General features: G+C 64.3%; 20 protein-coding genes. 13 read left to right on the top strand and 7 right to left on the bottom strand.

Features of this window, described 5'->3' with window-relative positions:
• Positions 1–325 precede the first annotated feature (325 nt).
• Positions 326–1,411 carry a Bd3614 family nucleic acid deaminase gene (locus CI15_RS32200; protein WP_062136906.1) on the top strand — a complete coding sequence of 362 codons (1,086 nt, stop codon included), beginning with the start codon at positions 326–328 and terminating at the stop codon, positions 1,409–1,411.
• A gap of 166 nt (positions 1,412–1,577) precedes the next feature.
• On the opposite strand, the gene CI15_RS32195 is transcribed toward CI15_RS32200, so the two are convergent.
• Positions 1,578–2,363: a hypothetical protein gene (locus tag CI15_RS32195; protein WP_062136903.1), complete on the bottom strand. Its 786-nt coding sequence runs from the start codon at positions 2,361–2,363 to the stop codon at positions 1,578–1,580.
• A 301-nt stretch (positions 2,364–2,664) separates the two neighbouring features.
• Here CI15_RS32195 and CI15_RS32190 point away from each other — a divergent pair, with 301 nt between their 5' ends.
• The 12 genes from CI15_RS32190 (at position 2,665) to CI15_RS32135 (ending at position 18,255) form a co-directional block, all read left to right on the top strand.
• On the top strand, positions 2,665–5,301 hold the full coding sequence (locus CI15_RS32190; RefSeq protein WP_479494857.1) for a winged helix-turn-helix domain-containing protein: 2,637 nt from the start codon (positions 2,665–2,667) through the stop codon (positions 5,299–5,301).
• A 153-nt stretch (positions 5,302–5,454) separates the two neighbouring features.
• Positions 5,455–6,594 carry an acyl-CoA dehydrogenase family protein gene (locus CI15_RS32185; RefSeq protein ID WP_062136899.1) on the top strand — a complete coding sequence of 380 codons (1,140 nt, stop codon included), beginning with the start codon at positions 5,455–5,457 and terminating at the stop codon, positions 6,592–6,594.
• A gap of 26 nt (positions 6,595–6,620) precedes the next feature.
• Positions 6,621–7,808: a lipid-transfer protein gene (locus tag CI15_RS32180; protein ID WP_062136896.1), complete on the top strand. Its 1,188-nt coding sequence runs from the start codon at positions 6,621–6,623 to the stop codon at positions 7,806–7,808.
• A 72-nt stretch (positions 7,809–7,880) separates the two neighbouring features.
• A complete protein-coding gene (locus tag CI15_RS32175) occupies positions 7,881–8,816 on the top strand; it encodes an SDR family oxidoreductase (protein ID WP_062136893.1) in 936 nt (311 codons plus the stop codon).
• 36 nt (positions 8,817–8,852) lie between these two features.
• Complete coding sequence (locus CI15_RS32170; RefSeq protein WP_062136890.1) at positions 8,853–10,421, top strand: acyl-CoA synthetase; 1,569 nt, start codon at positions 8,853–8,855, stop codon at positions 10,419–10,421.
• Positions 10,422–10,463: 42 nt separating this feature from the next.
• Positions 10,464–11,621: an acyl-CoA dehydrogenase family protein gene (locus CI15_RS32165; protein ID WP_062136888.1), complete on the top strand. Its 1,158-nt coding sequence runs from the start codon at positions 10,464–10,466 to the stop codon at positions 11,619–11,621.
• 26 nt (positions 11,622–11,647) lie between these two features.
• Complete coding sequence (locus tag CI15_RS32160) at positions 11,648–12,649, top strand: acyl-CoA dehydrogenase family protein (RefSeq protein WP_062136885.1); 1,002 nt, start codon at positions 11,648–11,650, stop codon at positions 12,647–12,649.
• Positions 12,650–12,689: 40 nt separating this feature from the next.
• On the top strand, positions 12,690–13,484 hold the full coding sequence (locus tag CI15_RS32155) for a crotonase/enoyl-CoA hydratase family protein (protein ID WP_062136881.1): 795 nt from the start codon (positions 12,690–12,692) through the stop codon (positions 13,482–13,484).
• Positions 13,485–13,649: 165 nt separating this feature from the next.
• The gene (locus CI15_RS32150; RefSeq protein ID WP_062136879.1) at positions 13,650–15,206 is read left to right on the top strand and encodes an acyl-CoA synthetase; all 1,557 of its coding nucleotides are present in this window, start codon (positions 13,650–13,652) and stop codon (positions 15,204–15,206) included.
• A 144-nt stretch (positions 15,207–15,350) separates the two neighbouring features.
• Positions 15,351–16,511 (top strand): CaiB/BaiF CoA transferase family protein, encoded by a 1,161-nt coding sequence (locus CI15_RS32145; RefSeq protein WP_062136876.1) that lies wholly within the window; start codon positions 15,351–15,353, stop codon positions 16,509–16,511.
• A gap of 39 nt (positions 16,512–16,550) precedes the next feature.
• The gene (locus CI15_RS32140) at positions 16,551–17,300 is read left to right on the top strand and encodes an electron transfer flavoprotein subunit beta/FixA family protein (RefSeq protein WP_062136874.1); all 750 of its coding nucleotides are present in this window, start codon (positions 16,551–16,553) and stop codon (positions 17,298–17,300) included.
• Between the two features lie 10 nt (positions 17,301–17,310).
• Positions 17,311–18,255, top strand: a complete 945-nt coding sequence (locus CI15_RS32135; RefSeq protein WP_062136871.1) for an electron transfer flavoprotein subunit alpha/FixB family protein — start codon at positions 17,311–17,313, stop codon at positions 18,253–18,255.
• A 251-nt stretch (positions 18,256–18,506) separates the two neighbouring features.
• Here the strand turns inward: CI15_RS32135 and CI15_RS32130 are convergent, their stop codons facing one another.
• Genes CI15_RS32130 through CI15_RS32105 form a run of 6 tightly spaced genes read right to left on the bottom strand, consistent with a single transcriptional unit; the run spans position 18,507 to position 24,532 of the window.
• Positions 18,507–19,331, bottom strand: a complete 825-nt coding sequence (locus tag CI15_RS32130) for an SDR family NAD(P)-dependent oxidoreductase (RefSeq protein ID WP_062136868.1) — start codon at positions 19,329–19,331, stop codon at positions 18,507–18,509.
• Between the two features lie 25 nt (positions 19,332–19,356).
• Positions 19,357–19,770 carry a MaoC family dehydratase gene (locus tag CI15_RS32125; RefSeq protein ID WP_062136865.1) on the bottom strand — a complete coding sequence of 138 codons (414 nt, stop codon included), beginning with the start codon at positions 19,768–19,770 and terminating at the stop codon, positions 19,357–19,359.
• Positions 19,771–19,780: 10 nt separating this feature from the next.
• Positions 19,781–20,221 carry a MaoC family dehydratase N-terminal domain-containing protein gene (locus tag CI15_RS32120; RefSeq protein ID WP_062136862.1) on the bottom strand — a complete coding sequence of 147 codons (441 nt, stop codon included), beginning with the start codon at positions 20,219–20,221 and terminating at the stop codon, positions 19,781–19,783.
• A gap of 30 nt (positions 20,222–20,251) precedes the next feature.
• Positions 20,252–21,436, bottom strand: a complete 1,185-nt coding sequence (locus tag CI15_RS32115; protein ID WP_062136859.1) for a lipid-transfer protein — start codon at positions 21,434–21,436, stop codon at positions 20,252–20,254.
• 30 nt (positions 21,437–21,466) lie between these two features.
• Positions 21,467–22,606, bottom strand: coding sequence for an acyl-CoA dehydrogenase family protein (locus tag CI15_RS32110; RefSeq protein WP_062136856.1), 1,140 nt, complete (start codon positions 22,604–22,606; stop codon positions 21,467–21,469).
• A gap of 45 nt (positions 22,607–22,651) precedes the next feature.
• On the bottom strand, positions 22,652–24,532 hold the full coding sequence (locus CI15_RS32105; protein WP_062136853.1) for a feruloyl-CoA synthase: 1,881 nt from the start codon (positions 24,530–24,532) through the stop codon (positions 22,652–22,654).
• Positions 24,533–24,660 lie beyond the last annotated feature (128 nt).

Below are 24,660 nucleotides of genomic sequence, written 5' to 3'. Positions count from 1 at the left end.
GACGAAAGCATCGTTGCTAAAAAAAGAACTTTGGAGGCGGATTGCGGGCGATTCGGTGGGAAGCGTGCCTGGGTGGTTGGCGATTCCGGCGATGTCGGTGAATGACCGGTTGTGGCCGCACTGTTCCTCACAATCTGATGTGCTGACGAGTCTCGTCGCGACTCCTGATGCGACGCGCATAGACCGACACTGGGACCTTCAGATTTGCCGAAAGCTGCCGTTCACAGAGGCTATGGGCTGCTCCGATCTATCAGATCGGTCGAGGCAAAGATTCGACATGCCGAGTCGCTGCGATCGCCTCGACCGGCCTCATTGGAGAAAAGAGATGCGCCGTGCACGCACCGTACCGATCCAGGGTCACGGGAACAAAGCCTATTGCGCGACCGAGGACGACGACCTCATCCCGCCGGGGATGCGTCTCCTGTTGAACAGCTTCGCGCCAAGGCAGATCAAGGCTATCGAGAGTGACTACGACGCCACCGCATGGGAAACCGCTGCGCTGGGGCTGCTCACGAACGAGGATGCCGGCACAAAAATCAGTTTCAAAAAAAACGCGCCCGTGGAGCAGGGCACCGTCTTCCACCTAAAAGTGAAGGAGGGGCATGGGTTGATGCCCGGCCACGTCGAGCTTCGGGCCGGGGCGCTCAACATGGGGTCACCGAACGTCGACATCACCCAGCGCATTCCCCCGGCCGAGTTGAGCGCGCCTCATACGGGTGTCCACAACGTTCATCGCCTTTATCTCTCGGCGGCCTTCCGCTTGCTCTTTGGTGAATCGCTGGGGAATAACACCGGCGTGGGCGCACTGATCGTGTCCCCGCTCGGGGAGATCCTGGCATGGGGAAAGAAGAGCAGTGCGCATCCATTGCTGCACGCGGAAACCAGCGCCCTGCTGATGTACGGCGAAAACCTGCCGAGAGGCGCACGGATCTATTCGACGCTCAAGCCCTGCAAAATGTGCCGGGCCGCCATCGAGCATTTCTCCACGGACGATGACTTTCTCTCCTATTACGGCCAGGACGATCCAACCAACGCGGCGACCGGTGGAGACGTCACGAAGTACGTGCTGATGGCATCAGCCACCTCGGTCGGTGAACGCCCCATTTGGGCGGACAATAAAAAAGGCACCGACATACGGCTGAGAACGTCGGTCACGCAGAACCTCAATAACAATTTTCGTTCGGAGCGTGACAGGCAGTGGAACCTCGGCATCATCGACTTCATCAAGGACGGCGGCAAAAAAAAGAATCAAACAATGCTAAGGACGGCGGCCGACTATCTGGAAGTCAAGCAGAGAAAGTACAGCGACCCGAAGCTGTCCGACCTGCACAACAAGAACGTCGAGAAATGCCTGGACCACATCGCTCAGGTCATGACGCAGTTGGGGATCCCATTGCCGCCCAGGAAGTAGTGCTCAGGGCGACAGCCGGCAGGGTCGACTGGATGTCTTCGCACTCGCCGAGGATGGCTCGCGCGTGCCATTGCCGGCGTGTCCCCTAAAAACTAGAGTGAGGACTCGATCGCGTCTGAACGTCACAGGGTTGCGCAGCCCCCTGCGCTTATCCTTGTCAGTGAGGTCACAACGAAATCACTTTGGGAATCAGATCTTGGAAACGGTCATCTACTTTTCTCACCACGCAGACTCGGCGTCGTCGTTCCATCTGTCCCATGTTCGATCGTTGCTTCGAACCCCAGCATTCGTCTTTGGCGGCGCGACTGACCGCGTTCCTCTCAACACGGAACGCACCTACCGCGATCGTGTTCGCGGACACGTGACGGTCATCCTGCCAGGAGGAGAAGTGGGCACGGCGCGGGCCTTCGAAGCCTTGAGTGTCGATGAGGTTCCGTCGAGTCGGATCGCGCATGGCGTCCTCGATGGCACCACCTACTGGTTCCGCTGCGGACCGGCCCAAGGCAGACACGGAGAATTCCCTCGTCACCGTGCGTACTTCGAGCACGCGGGCAGGTGGCTTTTCTTCTACACCGAAGGCGAGACCTTGCCGTTTGGTGCAAACGTGAACTTCTCCGAGACCGTTCGTGTCCCGGCGACCAGGTCGGTTGATCTCTTGAAACTCGTCGCATAACAAAGCCCCCGAATCGCGCAAGGCGATGACCGAGGCCTGGCTCAACGAGAAAGTCAGTTTTCCGATCAGGGGATCGTCCGGTCGGTGAAATGGGACACGACTATCCGGCAATCCTTCGACCATGAGCGCCATTAGACCGTGGCCGCCGCGCTTTTCGCGCAGATTCAGTTCGAGCGGCAGCTGTGCGAAGCGGGGAAGGCAGCAGGCCATCCGGGGACAGTCGACACCGCTGTAACGCGCTTTCGTCGACGCCCATAACACCGTCTCCCGGTCTTCCATCTCCGGCTTCGAGACCGGATCGTTACGTTCGGCGGCGCCCGTCGGAGCCGTACCCACCCGTATCGGGTGGGTACGCGCCAAATCGTACCGAACCGCGCCGTTGCAACCCTATACTCGGGCCAATACGTTCCTGGGCGACGGCACATGTCGCCTGATCTTGCCCGCGTTTCATGGCCTCTTCAGTTTTCCCAGCATGTCCGATTCCGTAGACCACCCAGCAGACGCGCACGTCTCGCCCAGATCCGCTTTCGAGGCAGTGACGGACACGAGGCTGACTCCGCCTCGCGGTGCACGACAACTCGTGCCCCGCGAAGCGTTGATGGCGCGGCTGCTCGAAGCGCGCCGGCAGCGTTGCGTGGTGATTCAGGGACCGGCCGGCAGCTCCAAGACCAGCACGATGCTGGCCCTGAGGCAGGCCTTGCTGACGCTGGACTTCGATGTCGCGTGGCTGTCGCTTGCTCCCGAGGACGACGACCTGACCGCGTTCTTCCACGGTCTGCTCGCGAGCCTGGCGAGCGTGGATCCGGCGATCGTGCGTGAAGCGGAATTGCTGGTCGGCCGTGAGAGCGACGAGACAGCAGTCGAGCATTGGGTGATCACACTCGTTCGCGGTATTGCTCGCCGCAAGCGCGAGCTGGTCCTGATGCTCGACGACGTTCACTACCTCCAGAACCCGCGGATCGTCGAAGCATTGCGTTGGCTGCTGGACTACGCGCCGCCGCAGGTTCACCTGGTGCTGGCTTCGCGGCGGGCGCTGCCCGTCTCGCTGGCACGGCTACGCTCGCAAGGTCTGGTGACGGAACTCGATCGTCATGATCTGCGCTTTTCGGCCGAGGAGTCGGAGCGGTTCCTGCGCGAACAACTCGGTGACATTGCCAGGCGGGATGCACGCGTCGTGCATGACCTCACGGACGGCTGGGTAGCGGGCCTGCAGTTGTTCGCGGTCGACATGAAGACGAGGAAAGGCGCGACGTTCGCACCCGTGACAGTGCGCGATGCCGAAACCTTCGCCCGCTACTTCGAACGCGAAGTGCTGGTCCGCCTCGCCCCCGAAGACCTTGTTCTGCTCACTCGCGTGGCGCTTTGCGAACGGTTTTGCGCGCGCCTCTGTGCGAGCTTGATGCAGGAGCCCGGCACCGTCGGAGAAGTCGCCTACCGGCTCGCTCGTCTGGAAAGCGACAATCTGTTCATCACCCAGCTTGGTGCGGGGCAGGACGGCGAAACCTGGTATCGCCTGCATCCCCTGCTGCGAGAGGTTCTGCAGGGCCGGGCCACCGCGCTGCCGGCAGCGGAATTGCGTGAACTGCACGCGGTGGCCTGGCAGTGGCTCAGTACGCACGGTTTTGTCGACGAAGCCGTGCGTCATGCCGTTCTGGCGGACAACGCCAAGGCTGCTGCCGACCTCGTGGAAGGTTGCGCCCATGACCTCCTCGCGCGAGGTGAGCTCCGTCAGCTTGCGGGCCTGATGCGCCGACTGCCTCCGGCGCAGATCGCCGAGCGTTTCGATCTGCGCGTGATCACGGCCTATCTGCAAATGTATGCGGGCGAAACCGACGCGCTCATGCAGAGCATTCAACAGATCGCATCGCGCGGCAAGTTGCCGAACCCGCGTCAGCGCTACGCGCTCGCGCTGCTTCGAGGCGGCCTCGCGCTACAGCGCGACGACACGGATTCGGTCGTGGCGTTGTTGCCCGAGTTGCAGCGCGTCCCTGCGGACGCCGACGATTTCACCCGCGTGGGTCGCGGCAATATCCTTTCGTGGATGTTCATTCATCGTGGCGAATATGAACAGGCTCGCAAGGTGCTGGAGGAGGGGGCACCGCATGGCGCCGCGCCGCGTGGCATCCTGCTCGGCCGTTGCATGGGCGGCATGACGCACGCCGCGCAAGGGCGGGTCCTGCTTGCCGAGCGAGTGTTTTGCGACGTGCTGGCCGAAGCGGAGAAACAGGGTCCGGCCTACGTCGGTATCGCGTGTATGGCGGCGGCCTTGCTCGGCGAGGCGCTTTACGAACTGAACGATGTCGATGCTGCACTCAGACTGCTGGACGAACGCATTGACGTGCTCGAGCGTGTGTCGATTCCCGACACCGTCTTGCGAGCGCTGGTGGTGCTTGCCCGCGCGCACTGGTTCGCGGGCCGCAAGCTGGAGGCATTCGACTGCCTCGAACGCCTCGAAGACCACGCGAAGCGTCATGGAGTCGATCGGCTCCTTGCCAACGCACTGTGTTTGCGCTCGCGCTGGCTGCTGGAGGAAGGCAGACTTGACGAAGCCGAAGCGGCGCTGTTGCGCGGCGAAGCGCTGGCTTCGCGGTATGCCGGCGCGGTGCGCAGCACGGCCTGGGAAATCCGGGTCTGCGCCGATCTCGCGCGCATTCGCATGTGCCTGCACCAGAACGACTTCGACGGCGCAATGAGCCGTCTGACGCCCCTGCACGCGCTGTCCGAGGCGGGAGGACGGTGGTGTCGCGTGGTCGGACTGCGCTTGCAGATGTCGATTGCCGAGAGGGGACGCCACAACGATGGCGTGGCGCGTGAACATCTGGTCGAAGCATTGCGTGTGGGCCACCGGCTGGGGCTGATGCGCAGCCTGCTGGACGAACTCGGCGAAGGTCGGCAAATCCTCGCCGGTCTGCCGGCGGAGCCGAACTTCGACCCCGTGCTGGCCTTCTATGCCCAACGTCTGTGCGACGCCGGATCGGCAATTGCGCCTGTCGAACCGCAAACGACCGCGACTCACGCGCCGATCCAGTCGCTCAGCGAGCGCGAAAACGAAGTGCTCGCTCTGCTGGCGCTCGCGCTGCCCAACAAGAAGATCGCGCGTGTGATGGACGTGTCGCTCGATACGGTGAAGTGGCACTTGAAGAACATCTACAGAAAACTGGAAGTGACGGGCCGCGACGGCGCCGTCGCAAGAATGCGCGACGCCGGCGCGCGCTAGCGGTCTTCTCACGCGCGCTCATCTGCCTGCCCATCCCACTCCACGGGGGTAGGCTCGCTTCCCCCGCCCGCCACGCACAATGCGTTCATCAAGGTAGCCGGCCGATGCAAGCGGTCCGCGCTGCCAACGCATTCAATCGATGAGGAGCGTGCGGTGGAAGTCAAGCGTAATGTCTATCGCGAGGATCACGAGATGCTGCGTGAAACTGCGCGACGTTTCTTCGAACGCGAGTGTCTGCCGCGTCAGGCTCAGTGGGACGAAGCGGGTTGCGTCGATCGTGAAACCTGGCTGAAGGCCGGCCGCGAAGGTCTGCTGTGTGTGACCGTCCCGGAGGAATACGGCGGTGGCGGCGGTGATTTCGGTCATTCGGCGATCGTCGCGGAAGAGTTGCACCGTGCTGGCGTGTCGGGCTTCAGCTATTCCGTGCACTCCGATATCACGGCACCCTACATCGTGCGTCTCGGCACGGAAGAGCAGAAACGCAACTGGCTGCCGCCGATCTGCCGCGGTGAGAAGATCCTCGCGATCGCGATGACCGAACCCGGCACCGGTTCCGATCTGAAATCGATCCGTACCACCGCGGTACGCGACGGCGACGACTACATCATCAACGGCAGCAAGACCTTCATCTCGAATGGCCTGAATTGCGACATGGTGGTGGTCGTCTGCAAGACGGATCCGTCCGCTGGGGCGAAGGGCGTGAGTCTCATCATGGTCGAAACCGATCGCGCGGGTTTTCGCCGAGGCCGCAAGCTGGAGAAGGTGGGGCAGGCCGCGGCTGACACCGCCGAGCTCTTCTTCGATAACGTGCGCGTCCCGGCGAGCAACCTGATCGGCAACGAGAACGGCGGCTTCATCCACCTGATGGAAGAACTCCCGCAAGAGCGCCTGATCATCGCGGTGTATTGCGCCGCGAAACTGGAGCGTCAACTCGAACTGACGCTGCAATACGTGAAGGACCGCCGCGCGTTCAATCAGACCGTGTGGGACTTTCAGAACACCAAATTCAAGCTGGCCGATGTGAAGGCACAAGCCGTCGCGGTCCGCACGCTGGTCGACTACTACATTCGCGAGCACATGGAGCGCAAGCTCACGCTGCAGGAAGCGGCCATCGCGAAGTTGTTCGCGACCGAAGCGATGTGGAAGTGCATCGACGAAATGGTCCAGTTGCATGGCGGTTACGGCTACATGCTGGAGTATCCGATTGCCCGCGCTTTCGCCGACATGCGCGTGACGCGCATCTTCGGTGGGACCAGCGAGGTGCTGCGCGATCTGATCTCGCGCAAACTTTAAGTCTCCTTACCTTTTGAGGCAGCATCATGAGCGAAAAAGTACTGGTGGCGGGCGTCGGAATGATCCAGTTCGCCAAACCGGGCGCAAGCCAGAGCTACACCGAAATGGGTGCCGAAGCGACGCGCCGCGCGCTGGCCGATGCGGGCATCGCGTACGACCTCGTGCAGCAGGCGTTCGCCGGGTACGTGTACGGCGACTCCACGTGCGGGCAGACCGCGTTGTACGAAGTGGGCATGACGGGCATCCCGATCGTCAACGTCAATAACAATTGCTCGACGGGCTCGACCGCGCTCTATCTCGCGCGCCAGGCGATCGCCAACGGCGATGCCGACTGTGTCCTCGCACTCGGTTTCGAGCAGATGCAGGCTGGCGCATTGAAGTCGCACTGGGACGACCGGCCGGTGACGCGTGCGCGCTTCGTGCCGATCATGCACGACCTGACCGCCGACCTCGCGCATCTGCCACAAGCGCTGCGCACGTTCGGCGGTGCGGGGCGCGAGCATATGCAGCGCTACGGCACACGCATGGAAACGTTCGCGGCGGTGCGCGCGAAGGCGAGCCGCCACGCGGCGAACAATCCGCTCGCGCTATTCCGCAAACAGGTGACGACCGAAGACGTGATGAACGATACCGTACTGATCCCCGGCGTGATGACCCGCCTGATGGCCTGTCCGCCGACGTGCGGCGGCGCCGCGGCGATCCTTGTCTCGGAGCGGTTCGCGAAGAAACAAAACCTGCGCACGGATGTGCAGATCGTCGCGCAGGCGCTGACCACCGATCCGCCCGCGTCGTTCGATCCGCCGTCGATGCTCAATTATGTCGGCACGCACATGACGCGCTCGGCCGCGAACAAGGTCTACGAGAAAGCCGGAATCGGACCGGAAGATATCGACGTGTGCGAGTTGCACGACTGCTTCGCGCACAACGAGGTCATCTGCTACGAGTCGCTTGGGTTCTGTCCGGAAGGCGGCGCGGAGAAGTTCGTCAGCGATGGCGACAACACGTATGGCGGCAAGGTGGTGATCAATCCGTCCGGCGGCCTGCTTTCAAAGGGGCATCCATTGGGCGCGACGGGTCTCGCGCAATGCTACGAGCTGACCCATCAGTTGCGTGGCACTGCCGGGCAGAGGCAGGTAGAGGGCGCAACGCTTGCGCTTCAGCACAACCTTGGCCTCGGCGGCGCGTGCGTGGTGACCTTGTACGGCAAGCACTGACTTCGGGGTAAGGGAGGTGCGGCGTCGCGCCTCGTGAAAACTCAATACGCCAAAAAGCACGGAGGATTTTCCATGCAGCAGCTTTGCAAGAACCGCGTTGTCATCATCACCGGCGCCGGGCGCGGCCTCGGTCGTGAATACGCTCTGGAGTTCGCCCGTCAAGGTGCGAAGGTCGTCGTCAACGATCTGGGCGGCAATGGAGACGGCTCCGGCTCGGCGAGCGGCCCCGCGCTCGAGGTGGTCGCCGAAATCGAAGCGCTCGGTGGCGAGGCGGTCGCGAACTTCGACGACGTCGCCGACTGGAACGGTGCGAAGAATATGATCGACACGGCCATTGCCGTTTTCGGCGGCCTCGACGTGCTGGTCAACAACGCTGGCATTCTGCGCGATCGCACGCTTGCCAACATGAGCGAGGGAGACTGGGACTCGGTGATTCGCGTGCATCTGCGCGGTACCTTCGCGCCGTCGCGTCACGCTGCCGCCTACTGGCGCGACGAGGCAAAGGCCGGTCGTGCGCGAGCGGCGCGGCTCATCAACACGAGTTCGTCTTCGGGGCTGTATTGCAACCCCGGCCAGGCCAACTATGGCGCTGCGAAGGCGGGCGTCGCGGCGATGTCGGTGATCGCGGCGCGTGAACTGGAACGCTACGGCGTGACCGTGAACGCGATCTATCCCACCGCGATGAGTCGCCTCACCGAAGACATCTTCGCGACGCGGCGCGATGAATTCACCGCGGGCGCCGCACCCGGTTTCGATCCGCTCGACGCCGGCAACGTGGCGCCCCTGGTGGCATGGCTGGGCAGTCATGCGTCGAGCGGCATCAGCGGGCGGGTGTTCGGAGTGCGCGGCGGTCGTATCACGGTGGCCGAAGGCTGGAGCGCGGGTCCGCGCATCGAAAAGGACGGGCGCTGGGACGCGGCCGAACTCGGCATGCTGATACCGGGGCTGGTGGAACAGGCCGAGCCGAACGCGCTGACCTCCGGCGAGATTCCGGCAACGGTGGCGTAAGCGCTCTAAACCGTCTCGCATTGCAGGAGTCTGTGGATGATCAGAACCCCGAAGTACCTCGGCGACCATGCGGAATTGACGCCGGAAAAACCCGCCGCGATCAACTGCACGAGCGGCGATGTGCTGACTTATCGCGACCTCGACGAGCGTTCCAACCGCTTCGCGCAATGTCTGTACGCGATGGGTCTGCGGCGCGGCGATCACATCGCGATGGTGCTGGAAAACAATATGCGCTGCTTCGAGGTGTGTTGGGCGGCGCTGCGTTCGGGCCTGATGATCACACCGGTCAACCGCTTTCTGACCGCCGCGGAAGCGGCCGGCATTGTCGCGGACAGCAACGCGCAAGTCGTGGTCAGCTCGTACGCGCTGCGCGAGCTTGCCGCCGAACTGAGCGACATGATGCCGACGTGCCGCCTGCGGCTGATGGTCGACGGCACTATCGTCGGCTGGGACAGCTACGAAGCGGTGATGCAGCGCTACCCGGCGACGCGGCTTGCGGACGAATGGCTCGGCGCGATGATGATCTACAGCTCGGGCACCACCGGCCATCCCAAGGGCATCATTCGCGCGCAGTCGCATGGGCGCGCCACGGAAGGCTCCGGCTCCGCGCGTCGTCCGCAGTTCGAGCGCTATGGCTTCGATGCGCAAACCGTGTATCTGTCGCCAGCGCCGCTCTATCACACCGCGCCGCTCGGCTACGGGATCGAAACGCAATTCGGCGGCGGCACCGTGGTGTTCATGGAGAAGTTTGATCCGCTCGAAGCGTTGCGGGCCATCGAGCGCTATCGCGTGACGCACAGCCAGTGGGTGCCGACGATGCTGATCCGGCTGCTCAGGCTCGGCCCCACGGTGCGCAATGCGTTCGACCTGTCGAGCCATCGGCTGGCGATCCACGCAGCCGCGCCGTGCCCGCAGGAGATCAAGCGGCAGATGATCGACTGGTGGGGGCCGATCATCGAGGAATACTACTCGTCCACCGAAGGCAATGGCGTGACCACGCTCAATACCGAAGAGTGGCTCGCCCATCCTGGTTCGGTCGGCCGCGCGCTGCTGGGTGTGATCCATATCTGCGACGACGACGGCAACGAGCTGCCGGCGGGTGAAACCGGAACCGTGTATTTCGAACGCGACCAGCTGCCTTTTCATTACCACAACGATCCCGACAAGACGCGTGCCGCACAGCACCCGCGTCATCCCACGTGGACGGCGGTCGGCGATATCGGTCACGTCGACAGCGACGGCTATCTGTATCTGACCGATCGCAAGGCGTTCATGATCATTTCGGGCGGCGTCAACATCTATCCGCAAGCGATCGAAGACGCGCTCGCGGTGCATGCCGACGTGCACGACGCGGCAGTCATCGGCGTGCCCGACGCTGAGATGGGTGAGCAGGTCAAGGCGATTGTCGAACTGGCGCCAGGCGTCGCGCCGTCGGACGCGCTCGCGGAAGAACTGCTGGCTTATCTGCGCACACGGGTCGCGCGATACATGGTGCCGCGATCGATCGACTTCATCGACACGATGCCGCGTCTACCGACCGGCAAGCTGTACAAGCAGGGTCTGCGCGAGCGCTACGCCCGGCTGGCGAAACGCGCGGATGCATAGCGGCTGGCGCCGAGGCGACCACTAGAAAATCTGGAGTGAGACGTGAACAACCTGCTGGATGCTTTCCATCTGACGGCGCTCCCCGCCGAGGCTGAGGCCTTTCGTGCGGAGGTGAAGCAGTTTCTCGATGAACACTTGCCGCCCGCGCCCGCCGAAGTTCGTGCGCGCTCTTGGATGGGCTTCGACGCGGCGTTCAGCCGGCGTCTCGCCGCACGCGGCTGGATTGGGCTGACGCTGCCGGCCAGTTACGGCGGCGCGGGCATGGACGCGTTTCGCCGCTTCGTGCTGGTCGAGGAAATGCTGGCGGTGGGCGCGCCCGTCGCCGCGCACTGGATTGCCGACCGTCAAAGCGGTCCGCTGATTCTGCGCTACGGCACCGAGGCGCAGAAGGACTCCTACCTGCCACGCATCTGTGCCGCGCACGCGTTCTTCTGCATCGGCATGAGCGAGCCCGACTCGGGTTCCGATCTCGCCAGCGTACGCACGCGGGCGGTGCGCTGTGACGGCGGCTGGCGTCTGAGTGGGCGCAAGATCTGGACGACCAACGCACAGCATTGCCAGTACATGATTGCGCTGGTTCGCTCGTCGGGTGTGCCGGAGGACCGTCAGAAGGGTTTGTCGCAATTCATCGTCGATCTGTCGCTGCCGGGCGTGAGCGTGCGGCCGATCGTCGATCTCACCGGCGACGCTCACTTCTCCGAGGTCACCTTCGATGACGTCCTGCTCGCCGACGATGCATTGATCGGCGACGAGGGCGCCGGCTGGCAGCAGGTGACGGCCGAGCTCGCGTTCGAACGCAGCGGCCCGGAGCGGCTTTATTCGAGCGTCGTGCTGCTCGACTGCTGGCGCGCGCAGTTGCGCCGCCACGGCGCGAGCGACGCCGACCTCGCGTTGCTCGGCGGCTTCGCTACGCAACTGGCCACGCTGCGCGGTCTGTCGATCGCGGTCACGGCGAGACTCGCGCGCGGCGAAACCCCGATCGTGGAGGCCGCGCTCGTCAAGGACATCGGCACTGAGTTCGAGCAGGCCATTCCCGCGCAACTGGAAGCCGCGCTTGGCGCGAACCCCGCGCTGGCCATCGATCCCGAGCTATATCGCACGGTGGCCTACCTCAGCCAGATCTCGCCGACGTTTTCGCTGCGCGGCGGCACGCGCGAAGTGCTGCGCGGGATGATCGCGCGTGGCCTTGGCTTGCGCTAACCCTCTGGACCAGGAAAGAGACCTGCATGTTCACCGAAGCCATTGAAGCTATTTTGGACGATTGCGCCACGCCCGAGGCGATCCGCGCAATCGAGAACGGCGGCCCGGCCGCGTCGATCTGGAATGCGGTCGAGGAAGCCGGATTTCTGGAATTGCTGAGCCCGGAAAGTGCCGGGGGCGCTGGCCTGTCACTGTCGGCGGTCGAGCCGGTTCTCAGGGCTTTTGGGCGCTACGCTGTGCCAGTGCCGCTAGCGCAGAGCATCGCTGCGCGAGCGCTGTTGCGCGACACCGGGGTTGCGACACCGGTCGGAATGACGACGCTCGCGGGCGCTTGCCGCCGTCGCGAAGACGATTCACTGGAAGCACCTCAGGTGCAGTTCGGCATGACCTGCGATCACGTGCTGGCCAATGTCGATGGCGATCTGCTTTTGCTGGACGCGACGCTAGCCGCGCGCGAGCCGAGCGGTGTGCGCGGAAGTTTTTGCGGGACGCTCGTCTGGCGTCCCGACGCCGTTCCCGCCACGTTCGGTACGAACGGCGAGGCGGTGCTGCTGTTCAGCGCGGCGATCCATGCGGCCGCTATCGCAGGCGCGATGGATCACGTGTTCGCGATGACACTGCAGTACTGCAACGATCGCTCGCAATTCGGCAAATCGATCGGCAAATTCCAGGCGGTCCAGCATCAGCTGAGCGTGATGGCCCAGCATGTGGCGTCGGCCGGGATGGCATCGGGATTGGGGTTCGGCGGCGCGGGCGCCGTGCCTGAACGGCTCGCGACGGCAATCGCCAAAGCCCGCACCAGCGCGGCGGTGCCGTTGATTGCATCGACGGCGCATGCGCTGCACGGCGCGATCGGCGTCACCGCCGAATACGATCTCCAGCTCTACACGCGCCGGCTGCACGAATGGCGCATCGCGGATGGCTCGGAAGCGTTCTGGCATCGCATGGTGGGAATCGCGGTTCTCGCGCAGGAGCACGGCACGATCGTGGACTTCGCGCGAACCGCGCCCTATAGCGCGGCCGCGTGAGCAGCAAACCTATACAGCAGCGGAGACGATTAGACATCCCATGAACCAATATCTGACCTACGAGCAGGACGAGCATATCGTCACGCTGACGTTGAACGAACCGGAGCGGCGCAATCCGCTCACCGGCAACACGGCGGTGGCGGAGTTGCTGGCGGCGATCGGGCGGATCGAAGCAGACCGTTCCGTGCGTGCCGTGATCCTGACGGGGGCTGGCACGGCGTTCTCGTCGGGCGGCAATATCCACGACATGGAGCGGCATGCGTCGGGCAGCATACCCGGCATGGAGATCCGCCAGGACTATCGGCGCGGCATTCAGCAACTGCCGCTGGCACTGTTCAATCTGGAAGTGCCGGTCATCGCCGCCGTCAACGGCGCGGCGATCGGCGCCGGCCTCGATCTGACCTGCATGTGCGATATCCGCATCGCCTCCGAGCGCGCGAAATTCGCCGAGAGTTTCGTCAAGCTGGGCATCATTCCCGGCGACGGTGGGGCGTGGCTGCTGCCGCGCATCATCGGTTTGTCGCGCGCGGCGGAGTTGACCTTCACCGGCCAGACGATCGATGCGCAACAGGCGCTCGAATGGAATCTCGTCTCGCGCGTCGTGCCGCACGATGCGTTGCTGACGACCGCCCACAGTCTCGCGCGATCGATCGCCGCCAATCCGCCCCACGCGGTGCGGCTCGCGAAGCGGCTGCTGCGCGAAGGCATGCATTGCCGCCTGGATACGCTGCTGGAAATGTCGGCGGCCTATCAGGCGCTCTCGCATCAGACGGCCGATCATCGCGAAGCCGTTGCCGCGTTCATTGGGAAGCGCCCGCCCGCCTTCCATGGATAGAGTGGCCACAGATCGCCCGGCGTGCGAACGCGTTCGCGAAACGTTGGTCGCGCACGCCTGAACGCGTGTACGGGGATGGCGATGTCGAGATCGGCATCGTCTCGCTGGGTCCGGCAGCCGATTTCGCACACGCTCGCAGAGTCAAACACAGCAGGGAGACAAAGCATGTATCTGACTCAAGGGCTGCATCGCTCGCTGCAGCAGAATCCGGACCGGTTGGCATTGACCTTCAAGGGACGCCGGCAGACGTTCCGCCAGTTCGCCGATCGCGTGGCGCGCCTCGCTGCTGCCTTGCGAGGTCTCGGTATGGCCCACGGAGATCGGGTCGGCATGCTCTCACTCAACTCGGACCGCTACCTCGAATACGTGATGGGCGTGTGGTGGGGTGGTGGCGTTCTGAATCCAGTCAACACCCGCTGGAGCGCGGCGGAAATCGGGTATTCGCTGGACGATTGCGATACCCGAATCCTGATCGTCGACGACCATTTCGTCGATATCGCGCGACGGGTTAGCGCGCTTGCACGGACCGCGCCAATCCTGATTCATGCGGGTGACGGCGATGCGCCAGCCGGCATGCTCCCGTTCGACGCTTTGATCGCGGCCGCGGCGCCCATGCCGGACCTCGGCCGTGGTGGCGAGGACCTCGCCTGCATCATGTACACCGGCGGCACGACCGGCTCTCCGAAAGGTGTGATGCAGACGCATCTGAACATCTGGTGCTCGTCCCTCATGCGGATTGCCGAGTCCGCGCCGTTGCCCGATAGCGCCGTGCTGCACGCAGCGCCGTTCTTTCATGCGGCGGGACTCGGGCGCGCACTGGTGCAGTTCATCGCCGGCGAGGCGCACGTCGTCATTCCCGCCTTCGAGGCCGGCGACGTGCTCGAGGCGATCGGCAACGAACGCGTCAGCGAAACGCTACTCGTGCCGACCATGATCCAGGCGGTGCTCAATCATCCTGACTTCGCGCGCACCGATCTGAGCAGCCTGAAGCGGCTCACGTACGGTGCGTCGCCGATTCCGGAAACGTTGCTGGACAGGGTGATCGAATCGTTGCCCGGCGTCGAGCTCGCGCATTCATACGGGATGACCGAGGCGTGTCCGAGCGTGTCGGCCAACCCGCCTGCCAACCATGACGAGGCGGGACGCAAGAGCGGCCTGTACCGCTCGATCGGCCGCGGCCTGCCGGGTCTGATGGTGAAAGTGGTCGACGCGCTCGGCAACGAAGTCCCGCGCGGCACGGTCGGCGAGATCGTCGTGCGCGGGCCGAACGTGATGGCGGGCTACTGGAACAGGCCCGAAGAGACCGCGCAGGCTTTGCGCGACGGCTGGCTGCATACCGGCGATGGTGCGTATATGGACGCCCAGGGGTATCTCTACATCGTCGACCGCATCAAGGACATGATCGTGAGCGGCGGTGAGAACGTGTATTCCGCCGAAGTGGAGAACGTGATCGTCCGCCATCCGGCTGTCGCCGCGTGCGCGGTGATCGGTATTCCCCATGAGACCTGGGGTGAAGCCGTGCACGCGGTGATCGTGCGCAAGCCCGGCGCGACGCTCGCCGAAGAAGAGGTGCGCGAACATTGCCGCCAGGCGATCGCGGGCTACAAGTGCCCGAAAACGGTCGAGTTTCGCGATCAGTTGCCGTTGTCGGGCGCGGGCAAGGTTCTCAAGCGCGAAATCCGCGCGCCGTATTGGGCGGACAAGGCGCGCGCCGTCAACTGATGCGACCCGCCACCCGGCCGGGGTGGTCCGGATCACCGCGCATTCTGGCTTACTTCCACTGAGGCAATGCCGATGCATGGATCATTGCCGGCCAGAGACGGTGGGCAAGCTTCACCGTCAAGCAAATCAGAGCGTGGAGGGACGATGGGTGTTTTGAGCGGTATTCGCGTGCTGGAATTCGAGGCCATTGGCCCAGGGCCGTTCGGTGCCATGTTGCTCGCCGACATGGGCGCGGACGTATTGCGTATCGACCGGCCGCTTGCGCCGCAGGACCTGGGGCCGAAGACCAACGGCAAGCGTGCGGACGTCACCGGGCGCGGGCGCCGCTCGGTCACGCTCGATCTGAAAGAACCTCGCGCGGCCGAGGCCGCGCTGGATCTGATGTCGCGCGCCGACGTCGTGATCGAAGGATTTCGTCCCGGCACGATGGAGCGCCTCGGGCTCGGGCCGCAAGCCGCGTTGGCTCGCAATCCGCGTCTCGTGTACGGCCGCATGACTGGGTGGGGGCAGACCGGTCCGCTCGCGCAACGCGCGGGCCACGACCTCAACTACATCGCGCTGTCGGGCGTCCTGTCCGGCATTGGGCGCGCCGACGGGCCGCCGGTACCCCCTTTGAATCTGGTGGGCGACTACGGTGGTGGCGGCATGCTGCTGGGGTTGGGCGTCGTAGCGGCGTTGTTCAACGTTCAGCGCGGCGGCGAGGGGCAAGTGGTCGATGCCGCGATGATCGAAGGCGCGGCGCAGCTGGGCTCGGTGATCTGGGGGCTGCTCGCGTCGGGCAACTGGCGGGAGGAGCGCGGCAGCAATCTGCTGGACGGCGGCACGCCCTGGTATGACAGCTATCGCACGCGTGATGGCGGGTACATGTCGGTCGGCGCGGTCGAAGGGCGCTTTTATGCCGAGCTACTGACCAAGCTCGGTCTCGCGGATGCAGGCCTGCCCGGACAACACGACCGAAGCGGCTGGCCCGTATTGCGGGAACGATTTGCCGCGGCGTTTCTCACGCGAACGCGCGACGAATGGTGCGCGGTGTTCGACGGCAGTGACGCGTGCGTCGCGCCGGTGCTGAGTTTCTCGGAAGCGCCGGCGCATCCGCAGCACCGTGCTCGCGGCAGCTTCGTCGAGGTGTCGGGCGTGGTGCAGCCCGCGCCTGCGCCGCGTTTTTCGGCGACGCCGTCGACGATCGCCAAGCCTGCGCCACAGCGCGGCGAAGGCGGCCTCGCCGCGTTGCGCGACTGGGGCTTCGACGAGACCGCGCTCGAACGCATGCGCGAACAGGGTCTGGGTTACCGGCCTGAAGCTTGAGCATCATCGGAAAAAAGAGTTGGGTTCAGGAGACAACAGATGAGAGTTTTGGTCGCGGTCAAACGCGTGGTGGATTTCAACGTCAAGGTTCGCGTCAGGTCGGACGGCACGGGCGTCGATCTGTCGAACGTCAAGATGAGCATCAATCCGTTCGACGAAATTGCGGTCGAGGAAGCGGTTCGTCTGAGGGAGAAGGGCGTGGTGAGCGAAGTGGTCGCGGTGTCGTGCGGCACGAACGCCTGTCAGGAGACCTTGCGCACCGCGATGGCGATCGGCGCGGATCGCGGCATTCTGGTCGAAACGGATGCCGAGCTGCAGCCGCTCGCCGTCGCGAAACTGCTGAAGGCGCTGGTCGACAGGGAGCAACCGCAACTGGTGATCCTCGGCAAACAGGCCATCGATAACGACTGCAACCAGACTGGGCAGATGCTGGCTGCGCTCGCGGGCATGGGCCAGGCCACATTTGCGAGCCGGGTGGAACTGGTCGGCGATTGCGCGGACGTCACACGTGAAATCGATGGAGGACTCGAGACATTGCGCCTCAAGCTGCCAGCGGTGGTTACCACCGACCTGCGCCTGAACGAGCCGCGCTATGCGACGTTGCCCAACATCATGAAGGCGAAGAAGAAGCCGCTGGATGTCGTGACGCCGGATCACCTCGGCGTGGATGTCGCGCCGCGTCTGAAGACACTCGATACGGCCGAGCCGGCTGGGCGCAGCGCAGGCGTGAAGGTGCCCGACGTCGCGGCGCTGATCGAGAAGCTCCGGAACGAAGCCAAAGTCATCTGAGGGAATCGATATGACAGCAACCAATCAAGTGCTGGTCGTGGCTGAACACGACCATGTTTCGATCAGGACGGCCACGTTGAACACGGTGGCGGCAGCGCTGCAATGCGGCGCCGAGGTTCATGTGCTCGTTGCCGGACATGAGGCAGAGGGCGCAGCCAAAGCCGCCGCCGCGATCGCCGGCATAGCGCGCGTGCTGCATGCGGACGCGCCGCATCTCGCCAACGGTCTCGCCGAAAACTGCGCGGCTCAGGTTGTCGCGCTCGCCACGGGTTACAGCCACATTCTGTTTCCCGCCACCAGTGCGGGCAAGAATGTCGCGCCACGCGTCGCGGCGCTGCTCGACGTGGCGCAGGTCTCTGAAATCGTACGGGTGGTGAGCCCCGACACGTTCCAGCGCCCCATCTACGCCGGCAACGCGCTGGTGACGGTGCAAAGCAGCGATCCGCTGAAGGTGCTGACCGTGCGTGTGACGGGCTTCGACGCCGTAGCGGCCGAAGACGGCGCGGCGCGGATCGACAAGGTCGAGCCGGTGGCCGACAGCGGCTTGTCCGCGTTCATCGAGCGTGTGGTTGCAAAGAACGATCGGCCGGAACTGGGCGACGCGCAGATCGTCGTGAGCGGCGGCCGCGCGCTCGGCAGCAGCGAGAAATTCGCCGAGGTCCTCACGCCGCTCGCCGACAAACTCGGCGCCGCGCTCGGCGCGAGCCGCGCGGCAGTCGACGCGGGACTCGCGCCGAACGACTGGCAGGTCGGTCAGACGGGCAAGATCGTCGCGCCGCAACTGTATGTGGCATGCGGCATCTCAGGTGCGATTCAGCATCTGGCCGGGATGAAGGATTCGAAGGTGATCGTCGCGATCAACAAGGATCCGGAGGCGCCGATCTTCAGCATCGCCGATTACGGGCTTCATGCCGATCTCTTTGACGCTGTGCCGCAACTGGTCGACGCGCTCTGACGCGTTCCATCGACTCCGGACAGGCGAAAGGGCATCGCTGCATCGCGCAGCGATGCCCTTTTTTCATCGCGGCTACACCTGTGAATACCCGTTCGTGCCGTCATCGCGACGTTCGCGTCGAACACTTCGAGCACGCCGAGGGCGCACGGATCGAAACATATGCGCCCGACGCCGCAGACGAAAACGCTGGCATGCGTATCGAGGCATGCCAGCGAAGGAGAAGCCCCGGACTACCGCCGGGCCTTCGCGCATTACTGCAGATTGCCCGCGACCGCGATGGTCTGGCCGGTGATGTAGTTCGACTCGGGCGAGCAGAACAGGTAGACGCCGCCTGCCGCTTCTTCCGGCGTGCCGCCACGGCCGAGCGGATTGCGCTGCGCGTGCATCCTGAGCGCCTCGGGATTGACCCCCACGCGGATATCGCGTCCTTCGATATTCACGGTTGCGCCCGCATGGGCGTCGGCGGTCGTCATGCGTGTGTGGATCAGACCGAACGCGACGCAATTGACGTTGACGTTAAAGCGCCCCCATTCGCGCGACAGCGCGCGGGTCATGCCGATCACACCGGCCTTGGCCGACGAGTAGTTCATCTGCCCGGCATTGCCGTTGAGCGCGGACGTCGACGAGATGTTCACGATCTTGCGATACACGTCGCGGCCGGCTTCCTTGTCGGCGGCGTGCAGCGCCTTGACGTGCGGATACGCGGCACGCAGGATGCGAAACGGCGCGGTCATGTGGCAGTCGATGATCGCGTACCACTGCTCGTCGGTCATCTTCTGGATCACGTCGTCCCACGTATAGCCCGCGTTGTTGACGATGATGTCGATGCCTTTGTACGTGCTCATCGCCGTGTTGATGAAGCGGTCCGCGAAGTCCGGTGCACCCACGTTGCCCACGCAGGCGACGGCATCCGTGCCCATCTTCTTCAAAACTTCGACCGTTTCGTGCGCCGGGTCGGCGTCGAGATCGTTGATCACGAGGCGCGCGCCTTCGCTCGCCAGTTTCTCGGCGATCGCACGGCCGATGCCGCGCCCCGAACCGGTGACGAGCGCTACCTTACCGTCAAGCTTTCCCATTTCCTTGTCTCCTTGATTGATTCATTTACAGGGCGATCACGGCGTCGCCGAGAACGCGCGGTTCGCCATACTGATTGGCCGTTTGAATTTCCACTTTCACGCGGCGCTCGCCGTCCGCCTCGAACTTCTCGACGACGCGGCCCGTACAGGTGATGCGGTGGCCGAGATGCGTGATGCCGACGAAGCGCACGCCGAACTGCCGCAGTTGGCGCTGGTCCACCCATGCGTTCAGCAGACGGCCGAGATAGGCCATCGACAGCATGCCGTGCGCGAACACGTCGGGCATGCCGCTGCGGCGCGCGAAGTCGAGGTCGATGTGGACGGCGTTGTGATCGCCCGACGCGCCGGCAAACAGCGCCAGCGTGGTGCGGTCGATGGGCGCGAGCGTCAGCGGCGGCAGCGTGTCGCCCACTTTCACGTTGTCGAACAGAATGCTCATTCGTGTCTCCTCAGCTGTTGCGGTGGACCAGCACGCTGTGCAGATCGGCGACATGCTCGCCGTTCTGGTTCGTCACGCGGGTCTCGCGCACCACGAAATCGAGCGCGCCGGCTTTCTTGTCATAGATGTCGGCGATATGGCATTCGAACAGCAGCACGTCGCCGGCATAAGCCATCCGGTGATACGTGAACGACTGCTCGCCATGCAGGATCCGCGCGACCTGGATGCCGATCTCGTCGCGCCAGCGCCTGTCCGGCTGCTCCAGTTCCAGCGAGAACAGGAAGGTGGGTGGCAAGGGCAGACCCGGATGGCCCGCATCGCGAGCGGCGGATTCGTCGAAGTAGACTGGATTGGTTTCGCCGGTCGCTTTGGCGAAGAACCGCAGCCGGCCCGCTTCGGCCACCGTACGAAACGCGGGAATCACTTTGCCGATGTGCTTTTTATCGATCATCTCAAACACTCCGTTGGAAGCGGCGGCACATCAGGCGGCCTTGTACACCGTGGTCACGCACGCGCCGCCGAGCCCCAGGTTGTGGGCGAGCGCGACCTTCGCACCTTCGACCTGGCGTTGCTCCGCCGTGCCGCGCAACTGATGCGTCAGCTCGTAGCATTGCGCGAGACCGGTGGCGCCAAGCGGATGTCCCTTCGAAAGCAGGCCGCCCGACGGGTTGACCACCCACTTGCCGCCATACGTGTTGTCGCCGTCGTTGACGAGTTTTTCCGCTTCGCCTTCCGCGCACAGGCCGAGGCCCTCGTAGGTCAGCAGTTCGTTCTGCGCGAAGCAGTCGTGCAGTTCGATCACGTCGATGTCTTCCGGGCCGACACCGGCCTGCTCGTACGCGAGCTTCGCGCCGGCGCGCGTCATGTCGAAGCCGACCACGCGAATCATGTCGCGCGTGTCGTAGGTGCTGGGCTGATCGGTGGTCAGGGACTGGCCGGCAATCATCACGTCGGTGCGCAGGCCGCGCCTGCGCGCGAATTCTTCAGAGACCACGATCGCGGCAGCGGCGCCGCAAGTCGGCGGGCATGCCATCAGGCGCGTGAGCACGCCTTCCCAGATCATCGGCGAGGCCAGCACTTCTTCCGGGCTCACGACGGTGCGAAACACGGCGAGCGGATTGCGCGCCGCGTGCTGGCTCGCCTTCGCGCGAATCTTCGCGAACGTCTCGAGCTTCGTGCCGTACTTTTCCATGTGGGCGCGGCCCGCGCCGCTGAACTGGCGAATCGCGCCCGGCAGATCGGTGCGGTCCACCAACTCGTTGACCAGATTCAGCGCACGTTCGAGCGCCGGCGCACGATCGCTCCACTTCGAGGACAACGCGCCGGGTTGCATGAATTCGAAGCCCACCGCCAGCGCGCAATCGACCACGCCGCTTTGCACTGCCTGGCGCGCGAGAAAGAGCGCCGACGAACCGGTCGCGCAGTTGTTGTTCACGTTGATGACGGGAATCCCCGTCATGCCGACGTGATACAGCGCCTTCTGACCGCAGGTCGAATCTCCGTAGACATAGCCCGCGTAGGCTTGCTGCACGTCGGCGTAATCGATGCCTGCGTCGGCCAGCGCTTCGCGCACGGCGCCCGCGCCCATTACATCGTAGGGGGCGCTGGTGCCCGGCTTCTTGAATGGAATCATGCCGACACCGGCGACGAACACGTTACGAGTCATATCACTGCTCCTTGGTATGGGATGTTCGAATTACAGCTTGCGGGAGATGAGGTCGCGCATGACCTCGCTGGTGCCGCCATAGATGCGGTTGACGCGTGCATCGGCGAACGCGCGGGCCACCGGATACTCCAGCATGTAGCCGTAGCCGCCGTGCAACTGCACCATGTCGTCAAGCGCCTTGCCGAGCGATTCCGTCGCGAACAGCTTGGCGATTGCCGCTTCTTCCAGCGTCAGACGCCGGCGCACGTGCTCGGCGAGGTAGTGGTCGACCAACAGCCGCACGGCGGTGGCTTGCGCCTTGATGTCGGCGAGCTTGAATTTGGTGTTCTGGAAGTCCCACACGGTCTGATTGAAGGCGCGGCGGTCCTTCACGTAGTTGATCGTGTGTTCGAGACAGGCTTCCAGTTTTGCGGCGGCGCCGATGGCGATCGAGAGACGCTCCTGCGGCAACTCGCCCATCAGATAGGCGAATCCCTTGCCCTCTTCACCGAGACGGTTGCTCACCGGCACGCGGACGTTGTCGAAGAACAGCTCGGCCGTGTCCTGCGAATGCATGCCGACCTTGTCGAGCTTGCGGCCGCGGCGGAATCCCTCGCGGGTCGCTTCGACGACGATCAGGCTGACGCCTTTGGCACCCGCGCTGGGGTCGGTCTTGCAGACGACGATGATCAGGTCGGCATTCAGGCCGTTGCTGATGAAGGTCTTGCTGCCGTTGATGACGTACTCGTCGCCGTCGCGCAACGCGGTGGTGCGGATTGCCTTCAGATCGCTGCCGGTGCCGGGCTCGGTCATGCCGATCGCCAGGATGGATTCGCCGCTGCACGCCTTCGGCAGCCATTGCTGCTTTTGCTCTTCGCTGCCGATGCGCGCGATATACGGCGCAATGATGTCCGAGTGCACGCCGAAGCCGAGGCCGCTCAGGCCGGCGCGATTGATTTCCTCATTGAGTACCGCCGCGTGGCCGAAGTCGCCGCCGCCGCCGCCGTATTCGGTGGGCAACGTGAGGCATAGCAGACCTTCGCGGCCAGCCTTGAGCCACGTTTCGCGATCGACCCGGCCGGCCTTGTCCCATTCCGTCTGTTTTGGGGTGCATTCCCGTTCCAGGAAACGCCGCGCCGTGGTGCGCAGCATTTCATGATCGTCACGAAAGACAGTACGTGTAATCTGCATAACTAAGTTCCTGAAAATGAATGCGACGTGAGTTCTGAAATGGCGTTATCGCGCGCGGGCGATATGCGCTGCCGGTTCGCTGTGGTAGAGCTGCTCGATCAGATGGGCACGGCGCGCGCGCGTGACGGCCTGATTCACGTAGCCCTTTTCGGCGATCTCATTGGCGTCGATCGAAGGCGGCTCTGCCATCAGCATCAGACGTTCGATGGTGCGGCTCGCGCCACCGCCCAGGTGGGCGGCAAGGCGTTCGCACAGCGCGGCGACGACGATGGGATGCCCGGCTAGCGCAGCCGCGTCAAGCTCGGCGAGCTCGGGCGCGAGACGCCGGCAGGCGGCAACGTTCGGCCACGCGAGTGCGGCGAGATAGTCATGGTCGTGGCCGCAGATCACGGCGTCGGAAATGAGTGGCGCGCATTGATCGAGCAGACCGAGCCGCACGGCGCCGGTGCGAACCCACGTACCGTTCATCAGCTTGAAGTCTTCGACCACCCGGCCGGCGAAGAGCAGCCCCTGGGCCGGATCGTCGGGATTGGCGAGGCGTACCGCGTCGCCCAGCCGGAAGTAGCCTTCGTCGTCGAACGCGGCGGCGGTGAGCGTCGAGTTGCCGATGTAGCCGCCGAATACGTTCGCGCCACGCATGCGAATCTCGTAGCGGCCGTCGCCGCCTTCAAGCGGGACGAGCTTCACCTCCGAGCCCGGCACCGGGCCGCCGATGTTGCCGAGGTCGTTCGAGGGCCACCCGCAGTAGGTGCCCATGCCGCTCGTCTCGGTGCAGGCGAGGCCCGTCGAAAAGACGATGCGCTGGCCGATCGTGTCGACGGCTACGCGCTGGATGCGATGCCATACGTCCGTCGGCAGACTCGCGCCGCCGTAGCCGAAATACTGCACGTCGGCGAAGAGGCTCCGGGCCAGCACCGGATCTCGTTCCAGCTCCTGCGCCAGCACCGCCCAGGCCGAAGGAACGCTCGTGAAAACCGTCGGTGAGACTTCGCGCAGGTTGCGCACGGTGCGCTCGATCATGCCAGGCAACGGCCGTCCGTCGTCGATATGGTGGGTCGCGCCGAACTGGATCGAGCGCCCGATGTTCAGCACGCCGCCGAGGCCGTGATGCCACGGCAGCCAGTCGAGGAATACCGGCTGCGTTTCGCGCATCCAGCCGAGGTTGTCGGCGTAGTACGCGGCGACCGCCTTGAAGTTGCCATAGGAGAGCGGCACGCCTTTGGGCGTTCCGGTCGAACCCGACGTGAAGAGGATGCGTGCGGTGTGATCCTTGCGAATCGTCGCGTGCGCCGCCGCCACCGTGGCCACGCGGGCCGGTGTCAGATCGGCGGCAATAAGATCGGCCCACGCGTGTTGTGCGGGCTGGACGTTGCGGACCGCGATCACTGGCGCGGTGGCCAGTTCGGCGATTGTGAGCGCGCGTTCGAGCTGCGTCGCGTCCTGCACGAACACGGCGGCTGGCGGCACCAGTTCGAGCACGCCTTTGAGGCGCGCGAAGCTCTTGCTCAGCGTGGAATAGGCAGGGGACACCGGTGCGGCGGGGATGCCGACGTACTCGGCCGCGAGCAGCACCACGGCCTGCTCGATCGAGTTGCCCGAGAGCAGCACGAGCGGCCGCTGCTGGCCGAGGCCCATTTCAAGCAGGTGAGCCGCAACCGTTTGCACTTGCTGCCACAGTTCGCGCCAGCTGATCGAACGCCACGCGCCGTTCTGATCGCGCTCGCGGAACGCCGGACTATCGCCCTGGCGCTCGGCCCATTCGGGAATGAAATCCGCGAAGCTGTTCTGCGCGATGTCAGGGGGCGGGCTGGACGAACTGAGCGTCAGCGTGCCGTCGGCGCGGCGCTCGACGATCGGCCGCCGTTCCGGAAAGCGTACGGGACGGTAAGGGGCTACCGTGGATTCACTAGCCATGAGCGTAGTCATTACGCTTGTCTCCTGAGCTTCAGTGCGCGCCAGGGTGCGCACCGGCGTTGTTTTATGAGGTGTGCCTGTCGTCGACGATTGCGCGCGACCCCTTCATTCGTAGGATAGTGGCTCGTACGCCGTAGCGA

Origin of the sequence: Paraburkholderia monticola (genome assembly GCF_001580545.1) — a bacterium.
Lineage (GTDB): Bacteria > Pseudomonadota > Gammaproteobacteria > Burkholderiales > Burkholderiaceae > Paraburkholderia > Paraburkholderia monticola.
Note: the sequence above shows the minus strand (reverse complement) of the source record. Positions and strands in the feature narration are given on the sequence as shown.

What these genes read in the sequence shown, in the direction of transcription:
- CI15_RS32160 (WP_062136885.1), top strand. Translation starts at nt 11,648, where the DNA reads ATGTTCACCGAAGCCATTGAAGCTATTTTGGACGATTGCGCCACGCCC.
- CI15_RS32195 (WP_062136903.1), bottom strand. Translation starts at nt 2,363, where the DNA reads ATGGAAGACCGGGAGACGGTGTTATGGGCGTCGACGAAAGCGCGTTAC.
- CI15_RS32200 (WP_062136906.1), top strand. Translation starts at nt 326, where the DNA reads ATGCGCCGTGCACGCACCGTACCGATCCAGGGTCACGGGAACAAAGCC.
- CI15_RS32105 (WP_062136853.1), bottom strand. Translation starts at nt 24,532, where the DNA reads ATGACTACGCTCATGGCTAGTGAATCCACGGTAGCCCCTTACCGTCCC.
- CI15_RS32145 (WP_062136876.1), top strand. Translation starts at nt 15,351, where the DNA reads ATGGGTGTTTTGAGCGGTATTCGCGTGCTGGAATTCGAGGCCATTGGC.
- CI15_RS32115 (WP_062136859.1), bottom strand. Translation starts at nt 21,436, where the DNA reads ATGACTCGTAACGTGTTCGTCGCCGGTGTCGGCATGATTCCATTCAAG.
- CI15_RS32175 (WP_062136893.1), top strand. Translation starts at nt 7,881, where the DNA reads ATGCAGCAGCTTTGCAAGAACCGCGTTGTCATCATCACCGGCGCCGGG.
- CI15_RS32135 (WP_062136871.1), top strand. Translation starts at nt 17,311, where the DNA reads ATGACAGCAACCAATCAAGTGCTGGTCGTGGCTGAACACGACCATGTT.
- CI15_RS32120 (WP_062136862.1), bottom strand. Translation starts at nt 20,221, where the DNA reads ATGATCGATAAAAAGCACATCGGCAAAGTGATTCCCGCGTTTCGTACG.
- CI15_RS32130 (WP_062136868.1), bottom strand. Translation starts at nt 19,331, where the DNA reads ATGGGAAAGCTTGACGGTAAGGTAGCGCTCGTCACCGGTTCGGGGCGC.
- CI15_RS32110 (WP_062136856.1), bottom strand. Translation starts at nt 22,606, where the DNA reads ATGCAGATTACACGTACTGTCTTTCGTGACGATCATGAAATGCTGCGC.
- CI15_RS32125 (WP_062136865.1), bottom strand. Translation starts at nt 19,770, where the DNA reads ATGAGCATTCTGTTCGACAACGTGAAAGTGGGCGACACGCTGCCGCCG.
- CI15_RS32140 (WP_062136874.1), top strand. Translation starts at nt 16,551, where the DNA reads ATGAGAGTTTTGGTCGCGGTCAAACGCGTGGTGGATTTCAACGTCAAG.
- CI15_RS32180 (WP_062136896.1), top strand. Translation starts at nt 6,621, where the DNA reads ATGAGCGAAAAAGTACTGGTGGCGGGCGTCGGAATGATCCAGTTCGCC.
- CI15_RS32155 (WP_062136881.1), top strand. Translation starts at nt 12,690, where the DNA reads ATGAACCAATATCTGACCTACGAGCAGGACGAGCATATCGTCACGCTG.
- CI15_RS32170 (WP_062136890.1), top strand. Translation starts at nt 8,853, where the DNA reads ATGATCAGAACCCCGAAGTACCTCGGCGACCATGCGGAATTGACGCCG.
- CI15_RS32150 (WP_062136879.1), top strand. Translation starts at nt 13,650, where the DNA reads ATGTATCTGACTCAAGGGCTGCATCGCTCGCTGCAGCAGAATCCGGAC.